The 19,052-nt window shown below is 71.0% G+C and carries 18 protein-coding genes and 1 tRNA gene; 9 read left to right on the forward strand and 10 right to left on the reverse strand.

Annotated features, from left to right (window positions below):
* Positions 1-30 precede the first annotated feature (30 nt).
* Positions 31-825 (forward strand): DUF3750 domain-containing protein, encoded by a 795-nt coding sequence (locus tag QA634_RS02155; RefSeq protein WP_012330410.1) that lies wholly within the window; start codon positions 31-33, stop codon positions 823-825.
* Positions 826-871: 46 nt separating this feature from the next.
* Here QA634_RS02155 and QA634_RS02160 read toward each other — a convergent pair whose 3' ends face one another.
* Genes QA634_RS02160 through QA634_RS02170 form a run of 3 tightly spaced genes read right to left on the reverse strand, consistent with a single transcriptional unit; the run spans position 872 to position 5,906 of the window.
* The gene (locus tag QA634_RS02160; protein WP_012330411.1) at positions 872-3,991 is read right to left on the reverse strand and encodes an efflux RND transporter permease subunit; all 3,120 of its coding nucleotides are present in this window, start codon (positions 3,989-3,991) and stop codon (positions 872-874) included.
* Positions 3,992-4,038: 47 nt separating this feature from the next.
* Complete coding sequence (locus QA634_RS02165) at positions 4,039-5,265, reverse strand: efflux RND transporter periplasmic adaptor subunit (RefSeq protein WP_012330412.1); 1,227 nt, start codon at positions 5,263-5,265, stop codon at positions 4,039-4,041.
* Positions 5,265-5,906, reverse strand: coding sequence for a TetR/AcrR family transcriptional regulator (locus QA634_RS02170; RefSeq protein WP_012330413.1), 642 nt, complete (start codon positions 5,904-5,906; stop codon positions 5,265-5,267). Before QA634_RS02170 ends, QA634_RS02165 begins: the two co-directional genes overlap by 1 nt.
* A 133-nt stretch (positions 5,907-6,039) precedes the next feature.
* Between QA634_RS02170 and QA634_RS02175 the strand changes: the two genes are divergently transcribed.
* Entirely contained in the window at positions 6,040-6,219 is a 180-nt protein-coding gene (locus QA634_RS02175; protein ID WP_012330414.1) for a hypothetical protein, read from the forward strand.
* A gap of 144 nt (positions 6,220-6,363) precedes the next feature.
* On the opposite strand, the gene efeB is transcribed toward QA634_RS02175, so the two are convergent.
* From efeB to efeU, 3 genes are read right to left on the reverse strand one after another with little or no spacing between them, the layout of a single operon-like run.
* A complete protein-coding gene (gene efeB / locus QA634_RS02180; RefSeq protein WP_012330415.1) occupies positions 6,364-7,602 on the reverse strand; it encodes an iron uptake transporter deferrochelatase/peroxidase subunit in 1,239 nt (412 codons plus the stop codon).
* Positions 7,603-7,612: 10 nt separating this feature from the next.
* Positions 7,613-8,728: an iron uptake system protein EfeO gene (gene efeO / locus QA634_RS02185; protein ID WP_012330416.1), complete on the reverse strand. Its 1,116-nt coding sequence runs from the start codon at positions 8,726-8,728 to the stop codon at positions 7,613-7,615.
* A gap of 21 nt (positions 8,729-8,749) precedes the next feature.
* The gene (efeU, locus tag QA634_RS02190; protein ID WP_012330417.1) at positions 8,750-9,586 is read right to left on the reverse strand and encodes an iron uptake transporter permease EfeU; all 837 of its coding nucleotides are present in this window, start codon (positions 9,584-9,586) and stop codon (positions 8,750-8,752) included.
* Positions 9,587-9,809: 223 nt separating this feature from the next.
* Here efeU and QA634_RS02195 point away from each other — a divergent pair, with 223 nt between their 5' ends.
* The 4 genes from QA634_RS02195 to QA634_RS02210 all read left to right on the forward strand — a co-directional run bounded on the left by QA634_RS02195 (position 9,810) and on the right by QA634_RS02210 (position 13,910).
* Positions 9,810-10,463, forward strand: coding sequence for an ABC transporter ATP-binding protein (locus QA634_RS02195; protein ID WP_012330418.1), 654 nt, complete (start codon positions 9,810-9,812; stop codon positions 10,461-10,463).
* Between the two features lie 239 nt (positions 10,464-10,702).
* Positions 10,703-11,944 (forward strand): capsule polysaccharide transporter, encoded by a 1,242-nt coding sequence (locus tag QA634_RS02200; protein WP_012330419.1) that lies wholly within the window; start codon positions 10,703-10,705, stop codon positions 11,942-11,944.
* Between the two features lie 12 nt (positions 11,945-11,956).
* Positions 11,957-12,730: an SHOCT domain-containing protein gene (locus tag QA634_RS02205; protein ID WP_012330420.1), complete on the forward strand. Its 774-nt coding sequence runs from the start codon at positions 11,957-11,959 to the stop codon at positions 12,728-12,730.
* A 133-nt stretch (positions 12,731-12,863) separates the two neighbouring features.
* Positions 12,864-13,910, forward strand: coding sequence for a spore photoproduct lyase family protein (locus QA634_RS02210; RefSeq protein ID WP_085984456.1), 1,047 nt, complete (start codon positions 12,864-12,866; stop codon positions 13,908-13,910).
* Between the two features lie 16 nt (positions 13,911-13,926).
* On the opposite strand, the gene QA634_RS02215 is transcribed toward QA634_RS02210, so the two are convergent.
* Together QA634_RS02215 and QA634_RS02220 are read right to left on the reverse strand one after the other, a co-directional pair.
* Positions 13,927-14,235, reverse strand: a complete 309-nt coding sequence (locus QA634_RS02215) for an ETC complex I subunit (protein WP_012330421.1) — start codon at positions 14,233-14,235, stop codon at positions 13,927-13,929.
* Positions 14,236-14,277: 42 nt separating this feature from the next.
* Positions 14,278-14,354: transfer RNA gene (locus QA634_RS02220), tRNA-Pro, on the reverse strand.
* A 305-nt stretch (positions 14,355-14,659) separates the two neighbouring features.
* Between QA634_RS02220 and QA634_RS02225 the strand changes: the two genes are divergently transcribed.
* Together QA634_RS02225 and QA634_RS02230 are read left to right on the forward strand one after the other, a co-directional pair.
* A complete protein-coding gene (locus tag QA634_RS02225) occupies positions 14,660-15,115 on the forward strand; it encodes a hypothetical protein (RefSeq protein WP_012330422.1) in 456 nt (151 codons plus the stop codon).
* Positions 15,116-15,662: 547 nt separating this feature from the next.
* The gene (locus tag QA634_RS02230; RefSeq protein WP_168169127.1) at positions 15,663-16,433 is read left to right on the forward strand and encodes a glycosyltransferase; all 771 of its coding nucleotides are present in this window, start codon (positions 15,663-15,665) and stop codon (positions 16,431-16,433) included.
* Positions 16,434-16,439: 6 nt separating this feature from the next.
* Here QA634_RS02230 and QA634_RS02235 read toward each other — a convergent pair whose 3' ends face one another.
* Entirely contained in the window at positions 16,440-17,414 is a 975-nt protein-coding gene (locus QA634_RS02235) for a class I SAM-dependent methyltransferase (RefSeq protein ID WP_265576511.1), read from the reverse strand.
* Between the two features lie 409 nt (positions 17,415-17,823).
* Here QA634_RS02235 and QA634_RS02240 point away from each other — a divergent pair, with 409 nt between their 5' ends.
* The gene (locus tag QA634_RS02240) at positions 17,824-18,525 is read left to right on the forward strand and encodes a glutathione binding-like protein (RefSeq protein WP_012330424.1); all 702 of its coding nucleotides are present in this window, start codon (positions 17,824-17,826) and stop codon (positions 18,523-18,525) included.
* 209 nt (positions 18,526-18,734) lie between these two features.
* Here QA634_RS02240 and QA634_RS02245 read toward each other — a convergent pair whose 3' ends face one another.
* Positions 18,735-18,965, reverse strand: coding sequence for a hypothetical protein (locus tag QA634_RS02245; protein ID WP_018262793.1), 231 nt, complete (start codon positions 18,963-18,965; stop codon positions 18,735-18,737).
* Positions 18,966-19,052: the final 87 nt, after the last annotated feature.

The raw sequence follows: 19,052 nt of genomic DNA on the forward strand, positions 1-19,052 counted from the left end.
GCGGCCCGGCGCGACGCCCATCTCAAGGCCATGCTGCTCGCGCTGGCGGCCCTGCGCCTCGTCACCCTCGCCTTCCTCCTCCTCTTCCTGGCTCCCCTGGCCGCCCACGCCCTCTGGTGGTGGTCGCGCGACGACCTCGCCCCCGACTGGGCGACGGCCGATTGGTCGAGCGCGCGCCTGCTCCCGCCGGCCGCCGCGATGCCGGGCGCGGTGGTCCGGGTCTACGCCGCCCGGGTCGGCCGCTGGCGCGGCATCTTCGCCCATCACAGCTGGCTCGTCGTGAAGGAAGCCGGCGCGGCCCGCTACACGCGCTACGACGTTGTCGGCTGGGGCCGGCCCGTGCGCACCGACGCCTATCCGGCCGACGGGCGCTGGTTCGGCAACCCGCCGCAGGTCGTGCTCGCCCTCGACGGCGAGGCCGCCGCGCGCGCGGTGCCGAAGCTGCGCGAGGCGGTCGCCGCCTACCCGTACCAGGACTTCGGGAGCTACCGCGCCTGGCCGGGGCCGAACTCCAACACCTTCGTGGCGCACCTGCTGCGCGCCGTGCCGGAGGTGCAGGCGGCGCTCCCGCCCACCGCGCTCGGCAAGGACTTTTCCGAGGCGCTCGTCGCGCTCACGCCGAGCCGCACCGGGCTGCAGCTCTCGTGGCGGGGCTATGCGGGCCTCACGCTGGGATGGGTCGAGGGGGTCGAGGTGAACCTCCTCGGCGCGGTGGCGGGCCTCGACCTGCGCCGCCCGGCCCTCAAGCTCCCCGGCTGGGGCCGCATCGGCATGGAGCCGGCGGGGGCGACCGGGACGCTGATCGCGCCGACCGCGCGCCCGTAGCGGGCCGTCCCGGTCGCGCCCGCCCGGGCACGGAACCGGGAGCGCCCTACTCGGCGGCGATGCGCGGCGGGGGCGCGTAGGGCGCCGCCGCGTGCGGGTGGGCGGGGGCCTCGTCCACCGCCCCGACGAAGCGGCCGAACAGCCGCACGAACAGCCGGGCGAGGTCGTCCATCAGCACGAAGATCGCCGGCACGAAGAGCAGCGACAGGAGCGTCGAGACGATCAGCCCCGAGATCACCGCGATCGCCATCGGCGAGCGGAACTCGCCGCCGATGCCGAGGGCCATCGCGGAGGGCACCATGCCGGCCGCCATGGCGATCGTCGTCATCACGATCGGGCGGGCGCGCTTGCGGCCCGCATCGGTGATCGCGGTGATGCGGTCGACGCCCCGGGCCATCTCCTCGACGGCGAAATCCACCAGCATGATGGCGTTCTTCGTCACCACGCCCATCAGCATCAGGATGCCGATCACGACCGGCATCGAGATCGGCCGGTTGAAGATCAGGAGGCCGAGGATCGCCCCGCCGATCGAGAGCGGGAGCGAGAACAGGATGGTGAGCGGCTGCAGGAACGAGCCGAAGAGCAGGATCAGCACGCCGAGCACCATCATCAGGCCGGCGCCCATGGCGAGGGCGAAGCCCTCGAAGACCTCGCCCATCACCTCGGCGTCGCCGGTCTGGCGCAGCGCCACCCCCGGCGGCAGAGTCTTCGCGGCCGGGGTCGCCAGCGCCTTGGCGATCGCCTCGGCGAGGGCGTCCGAGCCCTGGAGATTGGCCTCCAGCGCCACCCGGACGGCGCGGTCGTAGCGGTCGATCGCGGTCGGCCCGCGGCCGAGGCTGATGTCGGCCACCGCGGTCAGCGGCACCGCGGCGCCGGTCTTCGTCGGCACCTTCAGCGCCTCCAGCGCCTGCAGGTCGCCGCGGGCCTCGGCCGGCAGCTGCACCCGGATCGGGATCTGCCGGTCGACGGCGTTGAACTTGGCGAGGTTGGCGCCGATGTCGCCGATCGTGCCGACGCGCACGGTCTCGGCGATGGTGTCGGTCGAGACCCCGAGATCGGCCGCGACCGCGGGTTTGGGGCGGATGCGCAGCTCGGTGCGGTCGAGCGGCGCGGTCGACATCACGTTGACGAGGTTCGGCACCTGCGCGACCTCGCGCTGCATCCGCTCGGCCACGTCCCGCACCACCTCGGTGTCGGGCCCCGCCACGATCAGGGTGAAATCGCGCTGGCCGCCCTCGCGCAGGGACCAGTAGCGGATGTCGGGCTCGTCGCGCAGCGCGGCCATGATCGCCGCCTCAAGGTCGCCCTGCGTGCGCGTGCGGGTGTTCTTCGGCGTCAGGTTGATCGTCAGCGTGGCGAGCCGGATCTCCTTCTTGCCCGGGAGCTGGCGCCCACCATCGACGAAGACGGAGCGCACCTCGGGCAATGCGCGGATCTTCTGCACCACCCGGTCCGAGACCGCGATCGTGTCGTCGAGCTTGGCGCCGGGCGGCAGTTCGAGCACCATCAGGGTGCGCGCCGCGTCCTCCTTCGGCAGGAAGCCGGCCGGCAGCAGCTTGGTCGACATGAGGGAGCCGGCGAACAGCGCGAGGCCCACCACCAGCGTCACGAACTTGTGCCGCACCGACCACGCCACCACGCGGGTGTAGGTGCGCATCACCGGGCCGGGCGTCTCCTCCTCGTGGCCGTGGTCGCGCATGAAGTAGGCCGCCATCATCGGGGTGATCAGGCGGGCGACGAGCAGCGACATGAACACCGCGGCCGCGATGGTGAGGCCGAACTGCTTGAAGTACTGGCCGGCGATGCCGCCCATGAAGCTCACCGGCGCGAAGATCGCCACCAGCGTCGCCGTGATGGCGATGACCGCGAGGCCGATCTCGTCGGCCCCCTCGATGGCGGCCCGGTAGGGCGACTTGCCGAGCCGCACGTGCCGGACGATGTTCTCGATCTCCACGATGGCGTCGTCGACCAGGATGCCGGTGACGAGGGTGATGGCGAGCAGGCTGACCGCGTTGAGCGAGAAGCCCATGGCGCTCATCGCCCAGAAGGTCGGGAAGACCGAGAGCGGCAGCGCCACCGCGGCGATCAGCGTCGCCCGCCAGTCGCGCAGGAACAGGAACACCACCAGCACCGCCAGGGCCGCCCCCTCCATCAGGCCGTGCATGGCGGATTCGTAATTGCCGATCGTGTTGGTGACCGAGGTGTCGATCAGGTCGAAGCGGACGTTCGGGTGGGCGGCGCGCAACTCGTCGATCTTCCGGGCCACCAGCTGGGCGACCGAGGCGTCGCTGGCGCCGCTGGCGCGGGAGATCGCGAAGGCGACGACCGGCTCCCCGTTGAGGCGCGCGAAGACGCGGGGCTCCTCCGCCCCGTCCGTCAGGGTGGCGAGGTCGTCGAGGCGCACCTTGCGCCCGCCCGGCAGCACGATCGAGGTGGCCGCGAGGGTGTCGAGGCTCGCGGAGGCCGCCAGGGTGCGGATCGACTGCTCCTGGCCGCCGAGCTCGGCCCGCCCGCCCGCCATGTCGGCGCTGGTGAGGCGCAGCTGCCGGTTCACGTCGGCGGCGGTGATGCCGAGCGAGAGCAGCCGGTCGGGCTTGAGGGTGACGCGCACCTCCCGGTTGACGCCGCCGAGCCGCTCGACGCCGCCGACCCCGCGCAGGCCCTGGATCTGCCGCGCCACCACGTCGTCCACGAACCAGGACAGGTCCTCCGGGGTCATGGCGGGCGCCGAGGCGCCGTAGATCATGATCGGAAGCCCCGCGATCTCGACGCGGTTGATGATCGGCTCCTCGATCGTCCGCGGCAGGTTCATGCGGATCTTGGCGATCGCGTCCTTGACGTCGTTCACCGCCCGGTCGGTGTTGACCTCGAGCCGGAATTCGACCGTGGTGGCCGAGTTGCCCTCGGTGATCGCCGAGGTGATGTGCTTGACGCCCTTCACGCCCGCCACGGCGTCCTCGACCCATTTCGTGACCTGGGTCTGCAGCTCCGAGGGCGCGGCGCCCGGCTGGTTGATCGACACCGAGACGAGCGGCACGTCGATGTTGGGGAAGCGGGTGATCGGCAGGGTGCGGAAGCTGACGAGCCCGAGCAGCCCCAGCACCAGGAACAGCACGATCGAGGGGATCGGCTTGCGGATCGCCCAGGCGGAGACGTTGAGGCGCATCGGGTCGGTCCTTCGGCGGCGGGGGCGGGCGCCGTCGGCGCCGTGGATCAGGGGCGCGGGAGGGCGTCGGCGCTGACCTGCTGGGCGGGAAAGACCGGGCGGACCCGGTCCCCGTCGCGCAGGAAGCTGCCGGCCCGGGCCACGACGGCGTCGCCGGCCCGCACCCCGTCGCGGATCTCGATGAAGCCCGCCGCCGAGAGGCCGGTGCGGACCTGGCGCGCCTCGACCCGGTCGCCCGCCACGACGAGGACGGTCGCCCCGCCATTGCCGTAGACGACCGAGGCGACCGGCACCGCGACGCCGGTGCGGCGCGCCACCTCGACGCTGCCGCGGGCGAAGGCGCCGATGCGCAGGCGCGGATCGGGTTCGAGGCGGATGCGCACCTTGCCGAGGCGGGTCGCGCGGTCGATCTCCGGATAGACCGCGCGCACGCGGCCCGGCACGCCGACGGACCCGTCCGGCGTGTCAAGATCGAGCTGGGCGGGCGCGCCGGGCTTCAGGCGCGGCATGCCGGTCTCGGTCACCTCGCCCTCGAGTTCGATCTCGCCGCGGGCGATCAGCCGGAACAGCGGCTCGGCGGTCGCGCTCGCGGTGGCGCCGACCCGGGCGGTGCGGCGGCTGACGATGCCGCCCTCGGGCGCGCGGATCTCCGTGCGGGCGAGCTTGAGGTCGAGTTCCCGGCGCTGGGCCCGGGCCTGGAGGAGCTCGGCCTCGGCGATCGAGAGCCCGTTGCGGGCCGCGGCGAGCCGCCCCTCCGCCGAGCGCGCCGCCGAGGTGCGCTGCTCCATCTGCACCTCGGTCGCGTTGCCGGTCCGGATCAGGGTCCGGGTGCGCTCCAGCGCCAGGGCCGCCTCGACCTGCGCCGCCTCGGCCTGCACGATGGTGCTGCGGGCCTGCTCCACGGCGGCCTCGGCCCGGGCGATGGCGGCGGCGTTCTGGGCGAGCTGGGTGTCGATCATCTCCCGGGACAGGCGGGCGAGCACCGCGCCCCTGGCGACCCGATCCCCCTCCTCGACCAGGAGTTCGGTGATGCGGCAGCCCTCGATCTCGGGCGAGACCATGATCTCGTCGCGCGGCACCAGGGTGCCGGTGACGACCGTGCGCTCGACGATCTCGCGCTCGGCCGCCACCACCACGGTCACGGCGGGCACGGGCACCTCGGCCCGCGCGGCCGGTGCCGCGGCCTCTGCGGCCCGGGACTCCTGAGTCCAGGATACCAGGGGCGCGAGGGCGAGGGCGGCGAGGGTCCCGGCGAGGAGGCGCAGGCGAGGCATCACGGGCGGTCCTGTCTGGCGGATGCGGGGCCTGGCCCCCCGGTCGGATCGAATTGCCCCGACAGAGCCGCCTCGATCAGCCGCGCCATGGCGTCCAGAACGGGGCCGGGATCGAAATCGGGGATGAGGGCGCGGCGGGCGATGACGCCGTCCGCCATCACCATGACGATCTGGGTCAGGGCCTCGGCATCGACCGCGGGGCCGCCGGCTTCGCGCAGGATTCCCGCGATCATGCCGCGCATCTCGCGCTCGAAGTCCCGGCAGATCGCCGCCATGGCGGGATTGCGCGTCGCCTCCGCCCACATCTCGACGCAGAGGATCGCCTTCTCGGCCGGCTCGTCCGCGAGGTGGCGGCGGGCGAGGCCGACGAAGGCCCCGACCAGGTCGGCGCCGAGGGGCAGGCCGGCGAAGTCCACCGCCACCGCCCCGCGGTCGCGCTCGGCGAGGCCGGCCACGATCGCGTCCTTCGAGGGAAAGTAGCGGTAGAGGTTGCCGGGGCTCATCCCGACCTCGGCGGCCACGTCCTGCATCGTCGTGCGATGGAAGCCGCCGCGCACGAAGCAGCGCTCCGCCGCGTCGAGGATGCGGCCGCGCCGCTCCTCGGCGGGGTCGATGCGATCGGACAGGGTATCGGCCAGCACGGGACGAAGGGGGGTGAGAATGAACGTTCATTCTCTACCGTGGATCGCCCCGCGCCGCAATCCCCGGCCAAGCAACCGGCCCGGCGACGCGGCGTTATGTCAGGGGCGGGTGCCCGGAGGGAGAACGAGCCGCATGACCATCTTCCAGATCAGGCAGGCCGCGACCGGCGCGGTGCTGTGGACAGGCTGCGCGCAGGACGAGCAGCACGCCCTCGACGCCATGGCGCGCGAGGCGGGCTACCGCGACTACGCCTCGCTTCCGGAGACGCTGCGGGGCTCCGGCGCGCGGGTGGACCGGCTGAACCTCGGCTGAGGCCGGGGGCGCCCGACAGGCTCGCCCGTCATGGTTGACGGATCGTGAAGGGCGATCGGCGCGCGCGTCCCGATCCGGGACGGGCCCGCGCCGGCCCCGCGGCGAGGCCGGACCGGTGATGGCCGGATCGGGAGCGGGGCGGCGTCACGCCCCGACCAGCAGTTCCTCGCCCAGGTACCCGTCCGGCGCCGTCACGCCCGGCAGGGCGAAGAAGTAGCCGCCCCCGACCGGCCGGATGTACTCCTCCAGCGGCTCGCCGTTGAGGCGGTTCTGCACGGCCACGAAGCCGGCATCGAGGTCGCGCTGGAACGACACGAAGATCAGCCCCATGTCGAGCTGGCCCGAGGCCGTGATCCCCGCCGAGTAATTGTAGCCGCGGCGCAGGATCAGGTTGCGCGCCGTCTCGGCCTTGCGCGGGTTGGCGAGCCGGATATGCGCGTCGAGGGGGGTGCGCTCGCCCTTCGGGTCCGAGGCGTAGTCCGGCAGCGCGTGCTCGCGGGTCTCGCCGAGCGGAGCGCCGGTGTCCTTGTGGCGCCCCATGATGCGCTCCTGCTCGCCGAGCGGCGTGCGGTCCCAGCGCTCGACGAGGTTCCGCACGAGGCGGATCACCTGGTAGCTGCCGTTGCGCGCCCAGGCCGGCTCGCCGTCCTCCGGCCCGACCCAGACCTGGCGACGCATCAGCTCCGCGTCGCGGGTGTCGAGGTTGGCGGTGCCGTCCTTGAAGCCCAGCATGTTGCGCACCGTGTCCTGCCCGGCGCGCTTGACGACCTGGGGCGGCAGGAAGCCCTCGCGCTTCCAGCGCAGGGACAGGAGGCCCGGGGTCGTGCGGATGACGTCCCGGAGGGCGTGGATGGCGGTGTCGGCCGTGTTGGCGCAGAGCTGCAGCAGCAGGTCGCCGTGGCAGAGCTTCGCGTCGAGGGAATCGTTCGGGAAGCGGTCCATCGGGCGCAGGCGGCGCGGCCTCGCCGCGGCGAGGCCGTAGCGCTCGTCGAACAGGCTGGCACCGACCGCGAGCGTCGCCGTGAGGTTGTCGGGGCGCACGACCGGGCCGAGGATGCCCGAATCCGCCGGCGGAAGGCGCGGATCGAGGCCCGGCACCGGCCCGCCCTCGGTCAGGTAGGCGAAGCGCTCGGTCAGGATGCGCAACAGGCGCGCGAGCTCGCCGCGATCCTGCGCCAGGACGTCGAAGGCCACGAAGAGCGCGGAGGCTGGCTGGGGCGTCAGGATGCCGGCCTGGTGGAGGCCCCGGAAGGGCTGGCGGTCGGCGGTGCCGTCCGCCTCCTCCAGGGAGGCGGCCCGGCCGGGGACCGGCGCCAGGGCGGCGGCGCCGGTGCCCGCGGCGAGGGCGCGCAGGAGGCTGCGGCGGGAGGGAGCGTCGGTCATCGTCCTGGCCTCAATCGAGCCCGAGCTTGCCGCGCAGGGTCGAGAGATCCTCGGCCAGCACGGTGATGGGGGCCTTGAGGGCCTGCCGGTCGCGCTCGCTGAGCTTGTCGTAGGGCGCGAAGCTGCCGTCCTCGGACCGGTACTTCAGCAGCAGGGCGTCGACGCGGGCGAAGTTCTTGTCGGTGCGGGCGACGAGGTCGGGGTCCCGCTTATCCACCAGCGGCCGCAGCAGGTCGTAGATCTTGCGCGAGCCCTCGACGTTGGCGTGGAAGTCGGACAGGTCGGTGCGGCTGTAGCGGTCCTCCTCGCCGGAGATCTTGGTGGCCGCGACCTCCTCGATCAGGCCCGCGGCCCCGCCCACCATCTTGGCGGGCGGGATGGTGAGGTCGCGGACGCGGCGCTGCAGTTCCTCCGCATCGGCCAGGAGCTTGTCCGCGTGCGGGCCGAGCTCCTCCGTGCTGTTGTCGGCCCAGAGGCCCTTCTCGATGCGGTGGAAGCCGATGAAGCCGGGATCGGCCTCCTTGTGCTCGAAATCGTCCGCCCGCACGTCCATGCTCTTGTCGAGGTCGTTGAACAGCGAGGCGACCGGCTCGATCCGCTCGTAGGGCTGGCGGGCGGCGGCGTAGAGGGCCTTGGCCTCGGCGAGGCGGCCGGCCTTGACGGCCTCCGCGAAGGCCCGGGTGCGCGCCACGAAGGTGTCGACCTGCGTCGAGACGTAGTGCTTGTAGGCGGCGAGCGGCCCGACCAGGGCCAGCGGATCCGGGGGCCCGCCGGGCGCGGTCTCGGCGGCGGCCAGCACGGTCAGCGTGCCCTTCGGGTTGCTGAGGAGCCCGCAGGTCATCTGGTAGGAGCCGGGCTGCAGCGTCGCGCTCAGCGTCTGCACGAAGCCCGGCACGATGTTCTCGCGCTCCTCCACGATCATCGTGCCCTGGAGGATCTCCCATTCGAGCACCCGCCGGCTCTGGTTGCGGATGCGGAAGACCGACTTGCCGGCCGGCACGGTGAGGCTCGCCGGCTCGCAGCCCTTGTCGGTCACCGTGACGGCGACGGGCGGCGGAGCCTCCGCGAGGGCGCCGCCCGGCAGGGCGAGGAGGGCGGCGAGGGCCGGGAGGCGACGGGGCGGCATGGGACGGCGCTCCTGAGACGATCAGGCGTGGAGGGTTTCGGGGCGGGGCGGGGCCGCGACCGCCGCGGGGGACGCGGCCAGGAAGAGCCAGAGGCTCGGGACCAGGAAGGCGAGGTAGGCCAGCACCTCGCCCCAGGCCGGCGCCTCCTGGTAGCCGAAGATGCCGGTGAGCAGGGTGCCGAGCACCGTGTCGGCGGGCAGCACGCCGCTGAGGTCGAAGGCCGTCGCCTGGAGGTGGTTCCAGAGTCCCGCCTCGTGGAAGGCCCTGAGCGCGCTCGCGATCAGGCCGGCGGCGACGAACAGGATGAAGATCCCGGTCCAGCGGAAGAAGCGGCGCAGGTCGAGGCGCACGCCGCCGCGGGCGATGCCCCAGCCGACCAGGACCGAGGCCGCGATGCCGAGGGCCGCCCCGGCGGGAACGCCCCAGCCCACGTCCTGCTGCACCGTGGCGAGCAGGAAGAACACCGATTCGAGCCCCTCGCGCCCGACGGCCAGGAAGGCCATCAGCACGAGGCCGAAGGCGCCGCGGTGCAGGGCCGCGTCGACCGCCCCGTGCAGGTCGGCCCGCACCGAGCGCGCGGCCTTGCGCATCCAGAACACCATCCCGCTCAGCATGCCGGCGGCCAGGAGCGCGATGGCGCCCTCCACCATTTCCTGCTGCTTCTGGGGGAATTCGGCGCCGACCCGGTCGAGGACGAGGCCCAGCGCGAGGCACAGCAGGGCGGCGAGCACCACGCCCGTCCACACCGCCGGCATCCAGGCGCGCCGGCCGGTCTGCGCGAGATAACCCGCGATGATGCCGACGATGAGCGCGGCCTCGATCCCCTCGCGCAGCATGATCAGGAAAGCGATGAGCACGATCGGGCACCCGCGCAGCGTTACGACAGGCCCCGGCTCTTAATCCCCGATCGCGCGGCCGAGAAGCCGACAATTGGAAGCAAAGCTTCTTTATAACAAATCGAAATTGGCCCGGGTCGGCGCGGCGAGGGTGGGGGCGCGTTCTCAGATTCGCCGCTTTCGGCGCTTAGGGCCGAGGCTCGGCAGGGAGCGCCGCGCGCCGCCCGTCACCACCGATCGTACCATGATCCGCTTCGAGAACGTCACCAAGATCTACAGGACGAGCGGGCATCGCCGCACCGTCCTCGACCGGGCCTCGTTCACCATGCGCTCCGGGGTGAGCTACGGCATCCTCGGCATCAACGGTGCGGGCAAGTCCACGATGATCCGCATGATGGCGGGGTCCGAGGGCCTGACCAAGGGCCGGATCATCCGCACCTCGCGGGTGTCCTGGCCGCTCGGCTTCTCGGGCGGCTTCCACCCGAACATGACCGGCAAGGAGAACGCCATCTTCGTGGCGCGCGTCTACGGCGAGGACCCCTACAAGGTGCTCGACTTCGTCAGCGATTTCGCCGAGATCGGCGACTACATGAACGTTCCGATCCGCACCTACTCCTCGGGGATGGGATCGCGCTTCAATTTCGGGATGAGCATGGCGATCCCGTTCGACACCTACCTGATCGACGAGATCACCTCGGTGGGCGACGCCCGCTTCCAGCAGCGCTGCGAGGAGGTGTGGAGCAAGCGGCGCGCGAACGCCGACATTATCATGTGCTCCCACAACATGGACGTGATCCGCCAGTTCAGCTCCGAGGGCATCGTCCTGGCGAACGGGCGCGCGGTCATCTACTCGGACGTCAACGACGCCATCGAAGTCTACCAGAGGCTGAACCAGTAGCGCATTTTCCGACGAAGCGGATGCCGGGTCGTCGGAGACGATGCGGCACGATCGATGACCGAGAGCAGCGCCCGATCGCCCCGTGATCGGGCGCTGCTCTCGCGCAGAGCCCGGCGGGCAATCCGCGCCCGACCGGCGATGCGGACAAGTTCCCCTCTCGGCGCGGGATCCGGCCCTCGCCGGACCGCCCTTCCCGCCCGTCGCGCCGGTCGCGCGTCGCGCCTGCCACGGATCCCCGCATGACGGTCGATGCCCGCAACCCGACTGGCCAGCCGCTCGACTCGGCCGAGCGGTCGCGCCTGATCGCGGAATCGCTGCGCCAGATGGCGCGCGTGTCGCGCCACAACGACCCGCGCGCGGTCGTCCGCGGCGGCGGGCTGCTGCGGGGCCGGGACCTCGTCACCCCGCTCCTGTTCCTGGCGCTCTGCGTCCTGCCCTCGCTGCTCGCGACCGCCTTCTTCGGGTTCTACCTCTCGGACCGCTACGTGACGGAGGTGCATTTCGCGATCCGCCCGGCGCTCGGCGCGGCCGAGAACGCCGCCCGGGACGGGATGGGGATGACGGCGGCCATTCCCCGCGAGATGATCGCGCAGGACACGCTCCTGCTCGCGGATTACATCGCGAGCCGGCCGATGGTGGAGGCGATCGAGCGCCAGCTGCCGCTGCGGGAGATGTTCTCCCGCCCCTCGATCGACGCCCTGTCGCGCTTCGACCCGAAGCGGCCGGTGGAGAAGCTCGTGCGCTACTGGCGCAACCGGGTCGCGGCGAAGATCGAGGGCACCTCCGGCATCATCTCGGTGACCGTCAACGCCTTCGAGGCGGGGGAGGCGGTGGCGATCAGCCGGGCGGTCCTGGCCGAGAGCGAGCGGATGGTGAACGACCTCAACGCCCGCGCCCGCCAGGACGCGCTCGCCGCAAGCGAGAGCGCGCTCGCGCGCATCAAGGAGCGCCTCGACGCGGCCGAGGAGGCGGTGCGGGATCTGCGCAACCGGGACCGGGTTCTCGACGCGCTGAAGACCAACGAGGCCACGATCAAGACCATCGGGCAGCTGCGCGAGCAGCGCATCGCGCTCAGCGTGAAGCAGTCGCTGCTGCTGCGCGACCTGCGGGAGGACGCGCGCAGCGTCCAGGATCTCAAGGCCCAGATCGCGCAGCTCGACGGCTCGATCCAGCGCCTGGAGCGCGAGGCGACGACCCCGGATCCGACGCGGCGCCAGGCGCTCGCCGACGCGCTGACGCGCTTCGAGGAGGCCGACACCGAGCGCAAGAACGCCCAGGCCCTCTACAACGCGGTGCTGGCGGCGCGCGACCGGGCACGGATGATCCTCGACCGCCAATTCGAGTTCTTCAGCGTGGTGGTGGCGCCGGTCGAGGCGCAATCCCCGCAGCAGCCGCGGCGCGGCCTGTGGATCGGCAGCATCGTGGCCGCCTCCGCCCTCGCCTTCGCGGCCGTCGTCATGACCCGCAAGATCCTCGCCTGACAGGGTGCCGCCATGCTCGACCTCTCCGCGATCGCCGCCCGCCACGGGGTGAGCGTCGACGCCGCCCGCCACCTCGCCGAGGCGCTCGCGCAGGGCGGCGGGACGGCCGCGCAGTTCAACCACCCGGACCTTGGCGGGATGGGGCAATGGTCGTCCGGCGGCATGATCATGATCGGCGACATGTTCAATGCCGGCCTCAAGGCCCGCGTCGCCGCGCTCTGCGCCGACCTCGCCCCGATCGCCGGGAGGCTGGCGGCGCCGGCCGGCTGGTGGCCCGCCGAGCTCGGCCACCCGGCCTCGGCCGGGTCGCAGAACGGGCTGCGCTACGCCTACTTCCCCGACACGCGCCGCCTCGCCGTGGAGGCGGGAGGGCAGCTCGCCGTCTACGACACCGGCGAGCACCGGATCGGCGGCGTGTCGCAGCAGCAGGGCGGCGCGTCCTCGCTGCTCTTCACGAGCCAGTTCGGCCCGGTGCGCCCGGAGGATCTCCCGCTGGTGAGCGGCGGCGCGGCGCAGGCCCCCGCGCCGCCGGTCCCCGCGCCGCCGCAGCTGCAGGTCCAGGGATGGGCGCAGCCGGCTCCCCCTCCGGCGGCCCCGCAGGCCCCTCCGGCGGCCCCGCAGGCCGAACCGCCGATTCCGGCCCCCGCGCCGGCGGCGGCCGCGGTGCCCGCCGCGGCGGGCGATCCGCTAGCCCTGATCGAGCGCCTCGCCGAACTGCACCGCAAGGGCGTGCTGACCGAGGCGGAGTTCACCACCAAGAAGAGCGAGCTGCTCGGGCGGCTGTGAGGCGCGACCGGGCGCCCCGCCGGCCGGGCCCTGGCGGCGCGGGTCCCGGGGCGCCATATCGGGCGGCGACGGCGCCGCGGGCGCCCCGCGCCGAGGCCCGCCCCTGCCCTCCTCGCCCCATTCCCCCTCGCCCCTGGCCATCGATACGATCTACCTGGAGCCCGCCGTCGAGGCGTACCGGCGGGGCCGCGAGATCCGCGCGCGCTTCCCCGAGGCGCGCCGCATCCCGGTGCGGTCGCACTGGGCGATCCCCGAGCTGCACGGCAATGCCGGCGCCGCCGAGGAGTGGCTGCGGATCAAGCGCAGCACCCTGGTGCTCGGGGTCAAGAAGGGGCTCGGCCTGCGCCCGAACGGGCGCAGCGCCCATTTCATCGCGCCGTCGAGTTCGAACGGGTGCGCGATGGCCTGCGCCTACTGCTACGTGCCCCGCCGCAAGGGCTTCGCCAACCCGATCACGCTCTTCGCGAACACGGAGGAGATCGCCGCGGCGATCGCGCGCCACGCCGCGCGCCAGGGTCCCCTCCCGGCCCCGGATCAGATCGACGAAAGCTGCGTCGTCTACGACATCGGCGAGAACGGCGACCTCTCAGTGGACGCCCTCGCCTGCGACACCCTGCGCGACCTCGTCGCCCTGTTCCGCGCGCTTCCGTACGCGAAGGGCTCCTTCGCGACCAAGTTCGTGAACCGCGACCTCCTGGATTACGCGCCGGCCGGCAAGACGCGGATCCGCTTCTCGCTCATGCCGGAGCGCGTCGCGCGGGTCGTCGACGTGCGCACCTCGCGGATGGCCGAGCGCATCGCGTCGATCGACGACTTCGTGCGCGCCGGCTACGAGGTCCACGTCAACTTCTCGCCCGTGATCCTGTACGAGGGCTGGGAGGCGGATTGGCGCGACCTGTTCCGGGCCCTCGACGCGGGGATCGGCGCCGCCGCGCGGGCCCAGCTCGCCGCCGAGATCATCTTCCTGACCCACAATGCGGCGCTGCACGCGGTCAACCTGCGCTGGCATCCGCGGGCCGAGGAATGGCTGTGGCGCCCCGACATCCAGGAGACCAAGCGCTCCGAGGGCGGCCAGGAGAACCTGCGCTACCGGAGCGCCTGGAAGGGGCGCTGGCTGGCGCGGTTCCGGGCGCTCCTCGCCGCCGAACTCCCCTCCTGCCGGGTCCGCTACGCCTTCTGACGGATTGCCGGCGCGGTCAGTGGGTCCAGGGCGCGGTGCGGTTGTACTTGAAATTGTCCGCGTAGGAGAGGCCCTTGCGCAGCAGGGGCTTGGGCTCTTCGAGGCGGTAGGCGATGCCCTCGCGGGTGGCGTAGGCGACCGCCTCCTCGCGCGTGTCGAATTCCAGGCGCACCTGCTGGAGCATGTCGGACGACGAGGTCCAGCCCATCAGCGGATCGGTCTCGCGCGGGGCGGTCTGGTCGAATTCCAGCACCCACTGCTTGGTCCGGGCCATGCCGGACTGGGACGGATCCTTGGCGGGCTTGTAGATGCGGGCGCTCGGCATGCCGTGTCGATCTCACGAGGGAGCCGGAAAGGGGGGAGCCGGTGGTCGGGGCGGCCGGATTCGAACCAGCGACCCTCTGGTCCCAAACCAGATGCGCTACCAGACTGCGCTACGCCCCGCGAACCGGCTACGGGGTTGATCCTGTATCGGTTCGGGCCCCGCGCCGCAAGCGGCGCGGGCCGCACGGAGGGGCGCCGAGGGACGCGGGGGGAACCGGGAAGCCAAGCCGGGACGGGAAACCCCAACCGGGCCTCCCGGCCCGTTCGCCCAACCCGCCCCGTCCTCGACGGAGGATCCGCGGACGGGGCTCGCCGGCGCGCCCCGATCGTGGCGCGACCGCTCTGCTCCGAGCGGCACTCCGCGCGGTGGCCGCAGCGTCGGAGCAGCCCTACCATCCTGAGGGGGGGGGCGGAGCGGACGAGCGATGCTGGGAGACGTCACCAAGCTGTCGATGGGAGCGGGCGCGGTCCTGGTCGCCTCGGCTCACCCCGCGCCTGCCGAGCCCATCGCCAACTGGGCAGAGATGCGGGCGGCGCTCGCCGCCTGCTGGACAATCCCGTCCGGCACCGAGGGATCACTGATCGCGTTCCGGTTCGGACTCGACAAGACGGGCGCGATGCGCGGCCAGCCGCTCGTCACCGCGCGTCGCTTCAAGGGCGACAGGGGCGCTGCCGAGCACTTCGAGGACGCGGCCCGCGCGGCCCTGGCGCGCTGCTTTCCCATGCGGGTGACCCCGTCATTCGGCGCGATCCTCGGCGAGAGCCCGATCCGCCTTCGCTTCGTCAACACCCGGCCGTCGAACGCCTACCAGATCAACAGCAATATCACGATCTTCGCCCCGCAGAACGATGCGTCACCGGCAACTCCGTCCCGGCCGTGAGTTGCGGCGATCGATTCCGGATCAGGCGTGCACCGGATGGGGCGCGGAACAAGGGCTCGCTGCCCGCGACGGGATCGACCGGCAGAGGGATGTCTCGCCGCGAGCGTGAGCAGGCCGCCCGTGAACTGGCAATCGGACGGGTGTCCCCGCCGCCCGCGGCGGGGGCCGACCACGCCGCGATCCGATACGGATCCGGGACATCGAAGGTGGAGCGACGCCCACGATGAGCGGGCGTTCCCCCGGGGGGAGTTCGCCGAGAGTCATGCCCGCGCGCCGGCCAAGGGCGGCAGGGCGGCGGGATCGGGGGCGAGCCAGCGACGCTCGCGCAGGTGACGGCCTGCGAGGCGCGAGATGCCGCGCGTTCCGAAAATTGAAGACAGGCCGCGCGCGAGGCGCCCTGAGCCGGACAAAGCTAATTCCGCCCCGCGCCCCAGAGCGAGGACCTCACCCGAACGCGTTCATTACCGTTGACAAACAGGACACCCCACGCAATGAAGAGTCGGCTGCACATGCGAGGCGCGCACCTATGCCGACAATTTCTGGTGTCATGCTGGTTCTGAATGAGCTTCCTTTCTTAGAAATCAACGTTCCTCTATTGGTGTCTTTGCTGGACGAGCTCATCATTGTCGATATGGGCTCAACCGACGGCAGCAGAGATTTCATCAGCACAACCAACAGCATTCCTGCCAAGCTGGTTGATTATCCAAGGTCAAACCTCTTTCGATTCGGCTTCGCCCACGCGAGAAACTATGGCGCCGGATACGCCCGCGGCGACTGGATCTTCTCGATCGACGCCGACGAGATCATCCTGGACGACGCCCTGCGCGCGGCCGTGAGCTCCTGCGATCACCAGACGAATTGCCTCCTGGTCGAGAGAAAAAACTATAAACTAAACCCAGAACTCAAATTATCGGAGCCGCGCGCGATCGTCCGCTCGGCAGAATATTCCGTTGAACATCATAAAAGAATCTACAGAAACGTTTCTTCTTTAGAATATAGAGGAATCGTGCACGAGGAACTGCATGAGAACGGCGTCAGCCCCGTCGTCAATCAAAAGTACACCGACCTGACATTACATCACCTTTCAGCTTACCGCCCCGGGAATGATTCGAACGAGAAGCATCTACTCTACAGTTATTTATTAATGAAAGCATATCATTACAAGAGTTTCCGAGCCGGAATGAACGATTGGTATTTTAAAGAATACATTCCGAAATATTTCCAAGACATCAACCACATGGCAGTCGCCTTCGCCGACGCGAATGGACTGGAACGCTACGACGCCGATCCTGTCCCCCTCGGCCGGGCGGCGGGATGACGCGTCTCAGCGGTAGCGCCGCTCGGCCTTCATCGATTTCAGCAGATTGACGACGTTCTGCTTGGCGATCCAAACGCTCGCGTGATGGTAGCCGGGAAGCGCGCGGTGAACCGTGTCGAAGCCGAGTCGGGTGAGGTTGTCCAAGAAGTAGCTGCGCTGAAACCCGAACTCGACCCATCCGACATCCCTGATGGCGCTGAGAGCGCCACCGTCCATGCGAAATCCCCAGGGGAAGGGGACCACCGGATCGTCGTCGTCGCAGATCGGCTCGGCGCCGAAGATGAACACACCCTCCGCGGACAGATGGTTCCTAAGTTGGCGCACGATCCCCCACGGCGACGGCATGTGGTGAAACGACTCGTAGAAGACGATCGCGTCGAACTCTTTGTCGAACGTCATGTGTTCGACCTCGCCGGCACGGGCGTCCACCGTCCCGCCGAAGCTCTTGACGCGCTGCTCCAGGTAGTCGCAATTGCTCTGACGCACCTCGACGGCGGTCACGTCGAGGCCGCACCTCACCATGAGTTCCGCTAGGCCGCCGGCGCCGAAACCGATCTCAAGCACCCTGCTGCCGCGGCTCAACGAGGCCATCTGGATCAGGTGAGCATAACAGATCTCCCAATATGCTGCGTCGCTCGGTCCGCCCCCAAACGGAAACGCGGTCATAGCATCGAAATTTACCGTATCATGCCCCTCAAAATTCAATTCATGCCGCCTCCCGGCGATCGGTTCATAGATAAGCCTGAGCTGAGCCTCATAGTATGATTGCGTTCCGATGGCATATTGAGACAATTCGCGCCGCATCTCGTCCGGCGGAACGAACATAACTTGAGACAGGATCTCGGATCCTTTTTGGATATCGGACCTCCGCACCGCCAATCCTTCATCAAGAGCGCGAATCAAATCTTCTATATTATCAATATATTTCACAGCACGATCCCTGATCCTGGACGATCCGAATCTCTCGGTGCCGCGGAACATGATGCTTGTCGCGCGGCACCGGGGAGTCGGGCCGCGCACGCGACGTCGCTGCCAGCGTTCCCCGAGCCAGGCTAGTACCGGGCGCGGCGCCCGAAGGGCAACAGGCGAGTGAGGGGGCGCGACGCCGGCGCAGGACGGCGCCGCGGCACCCGCTCCCGGCGGCGGCCGAGCGCGCCTCCGACCCGGAGCAGAATGACGGTCGCAGAACCGTCCGGACCGCCGTGCCTCGCACCGGCCGCGCCCGCGAGGGTCGCGAGGAGACCGCGGAGGCGGGCCCGCGACCGTGCCACCGTCGCTCGATCGGTCCGAGGCTGCCGGAGCGGGCTGACGCCTCACCCCGGCTTGACCTCGCCCCCGCCCCACACCACCTCCGCGGCGGTCCGACCCGGACTCTGCCGCGGAGCGCAGGATGATCGACCTCTACTACTGGACGACGCCGAACGGTCACAAGGTGACGCTGTTCCTGGAAGAGACCGGCCTGCCCTACACCATCAAGCCCGTGAACATCGGCAAGGGCGAACAGTTCCAGGCGGACTTCCTCAAGATCGCGCCCAACAACCGGATCCCGGCCATCGTCGATCACGCGCCCGCGGATGGCGGCGCGCCGGTGTCGCTGTTCGAGTCGGGCGCGATCCTGCTCTACCTCGCGGAGAAGACCGGGCGCTTCATCCCGGGCGAGCTGCGCGGCCGGGCCGAGGTGCTGCAATGGCTGTTCTGGCAGATGGGCGGGCTCGGGCCGATGGCGGGCCAGAACCACCACTTCGTCCAGTACGCCCCCGAGCCGATCCCCTACGCGATCGACCGCTACGTCAACGAGACCAACCGGCTCTACGGCGTCCTCGACCGGCGCCTGGCCGACCGGACCTTCGTGGCGGGCGAGGAATACAGCATCGCCGACATGGCGATCTATCCCTGGATCGTGCCGCACGAGCGCCAGCGCCAGAACCTCGACGCGCACCCGCACCTGAAGCGCTGGTTCTCGGCCATCGCCGAGCGCCCGGCCACCAAGGCCGCCTACGCCAGGGCCGCCGAGATCAACCAGCAGCCGACGATGTCGGAGGAGGCCAAGACGATCATGTTCGGCCAGACCGCCGCCAACACGAAGCGCTGAGCGGGCGCGGCATGACGGGCCGTCCGACGCGGGGGCGCAGGCTCCTGCGGCTCGCCCTCACGGCCGGCCCCTCGCCGGCATCGTCCTGATCGGTCAGGCCGTCGTGGCCTCGATCGGGGGCGACATCCGCCAGTGGGAATTCGCCCTCGTCGCCCTCGGCTTCGCCGGGCGACGGGTCCCGGAGGGCTGAGCCCGCCCGGCGGGACGGCTCAGACCGGCCCGCCGCCTCCCCCGGACGCCCGAGTGTCCGTCAGCGTCCCCGCCCCGTCGACGTCCACGAAGGCCTGCGGCGCCCTGCGCGCGATGTCGGGCTCGTGCAGCGCGCCCGCGTGCAGGATGACCTCGCCCCCTCCTCGGCCAGGACGCGCGACGAGCGCCCGATCGCGGACCGAGCCGAGCACCCGGGTCTCGGGGCCGCGCGCGATGTCGAGCCCGACCATCGCGTGGCCCGCCGCGCGCCGGCGCGGTGCCCGGGCCCGGCCGAGCCGGCCCGACGAGCCGGTGAGGAGGACGCGCAGCGGCCGCTC

The sequence above is a fragment of the Methylobacterium sp. CB376 genome (genome assembly GCF_029714205.1).
Classification (GTDB): Bacteria; Pseudomonadota; Alphaproteobacteria; order Rhizobiales; family Beijerinckiaceae; genus Methylobacterium.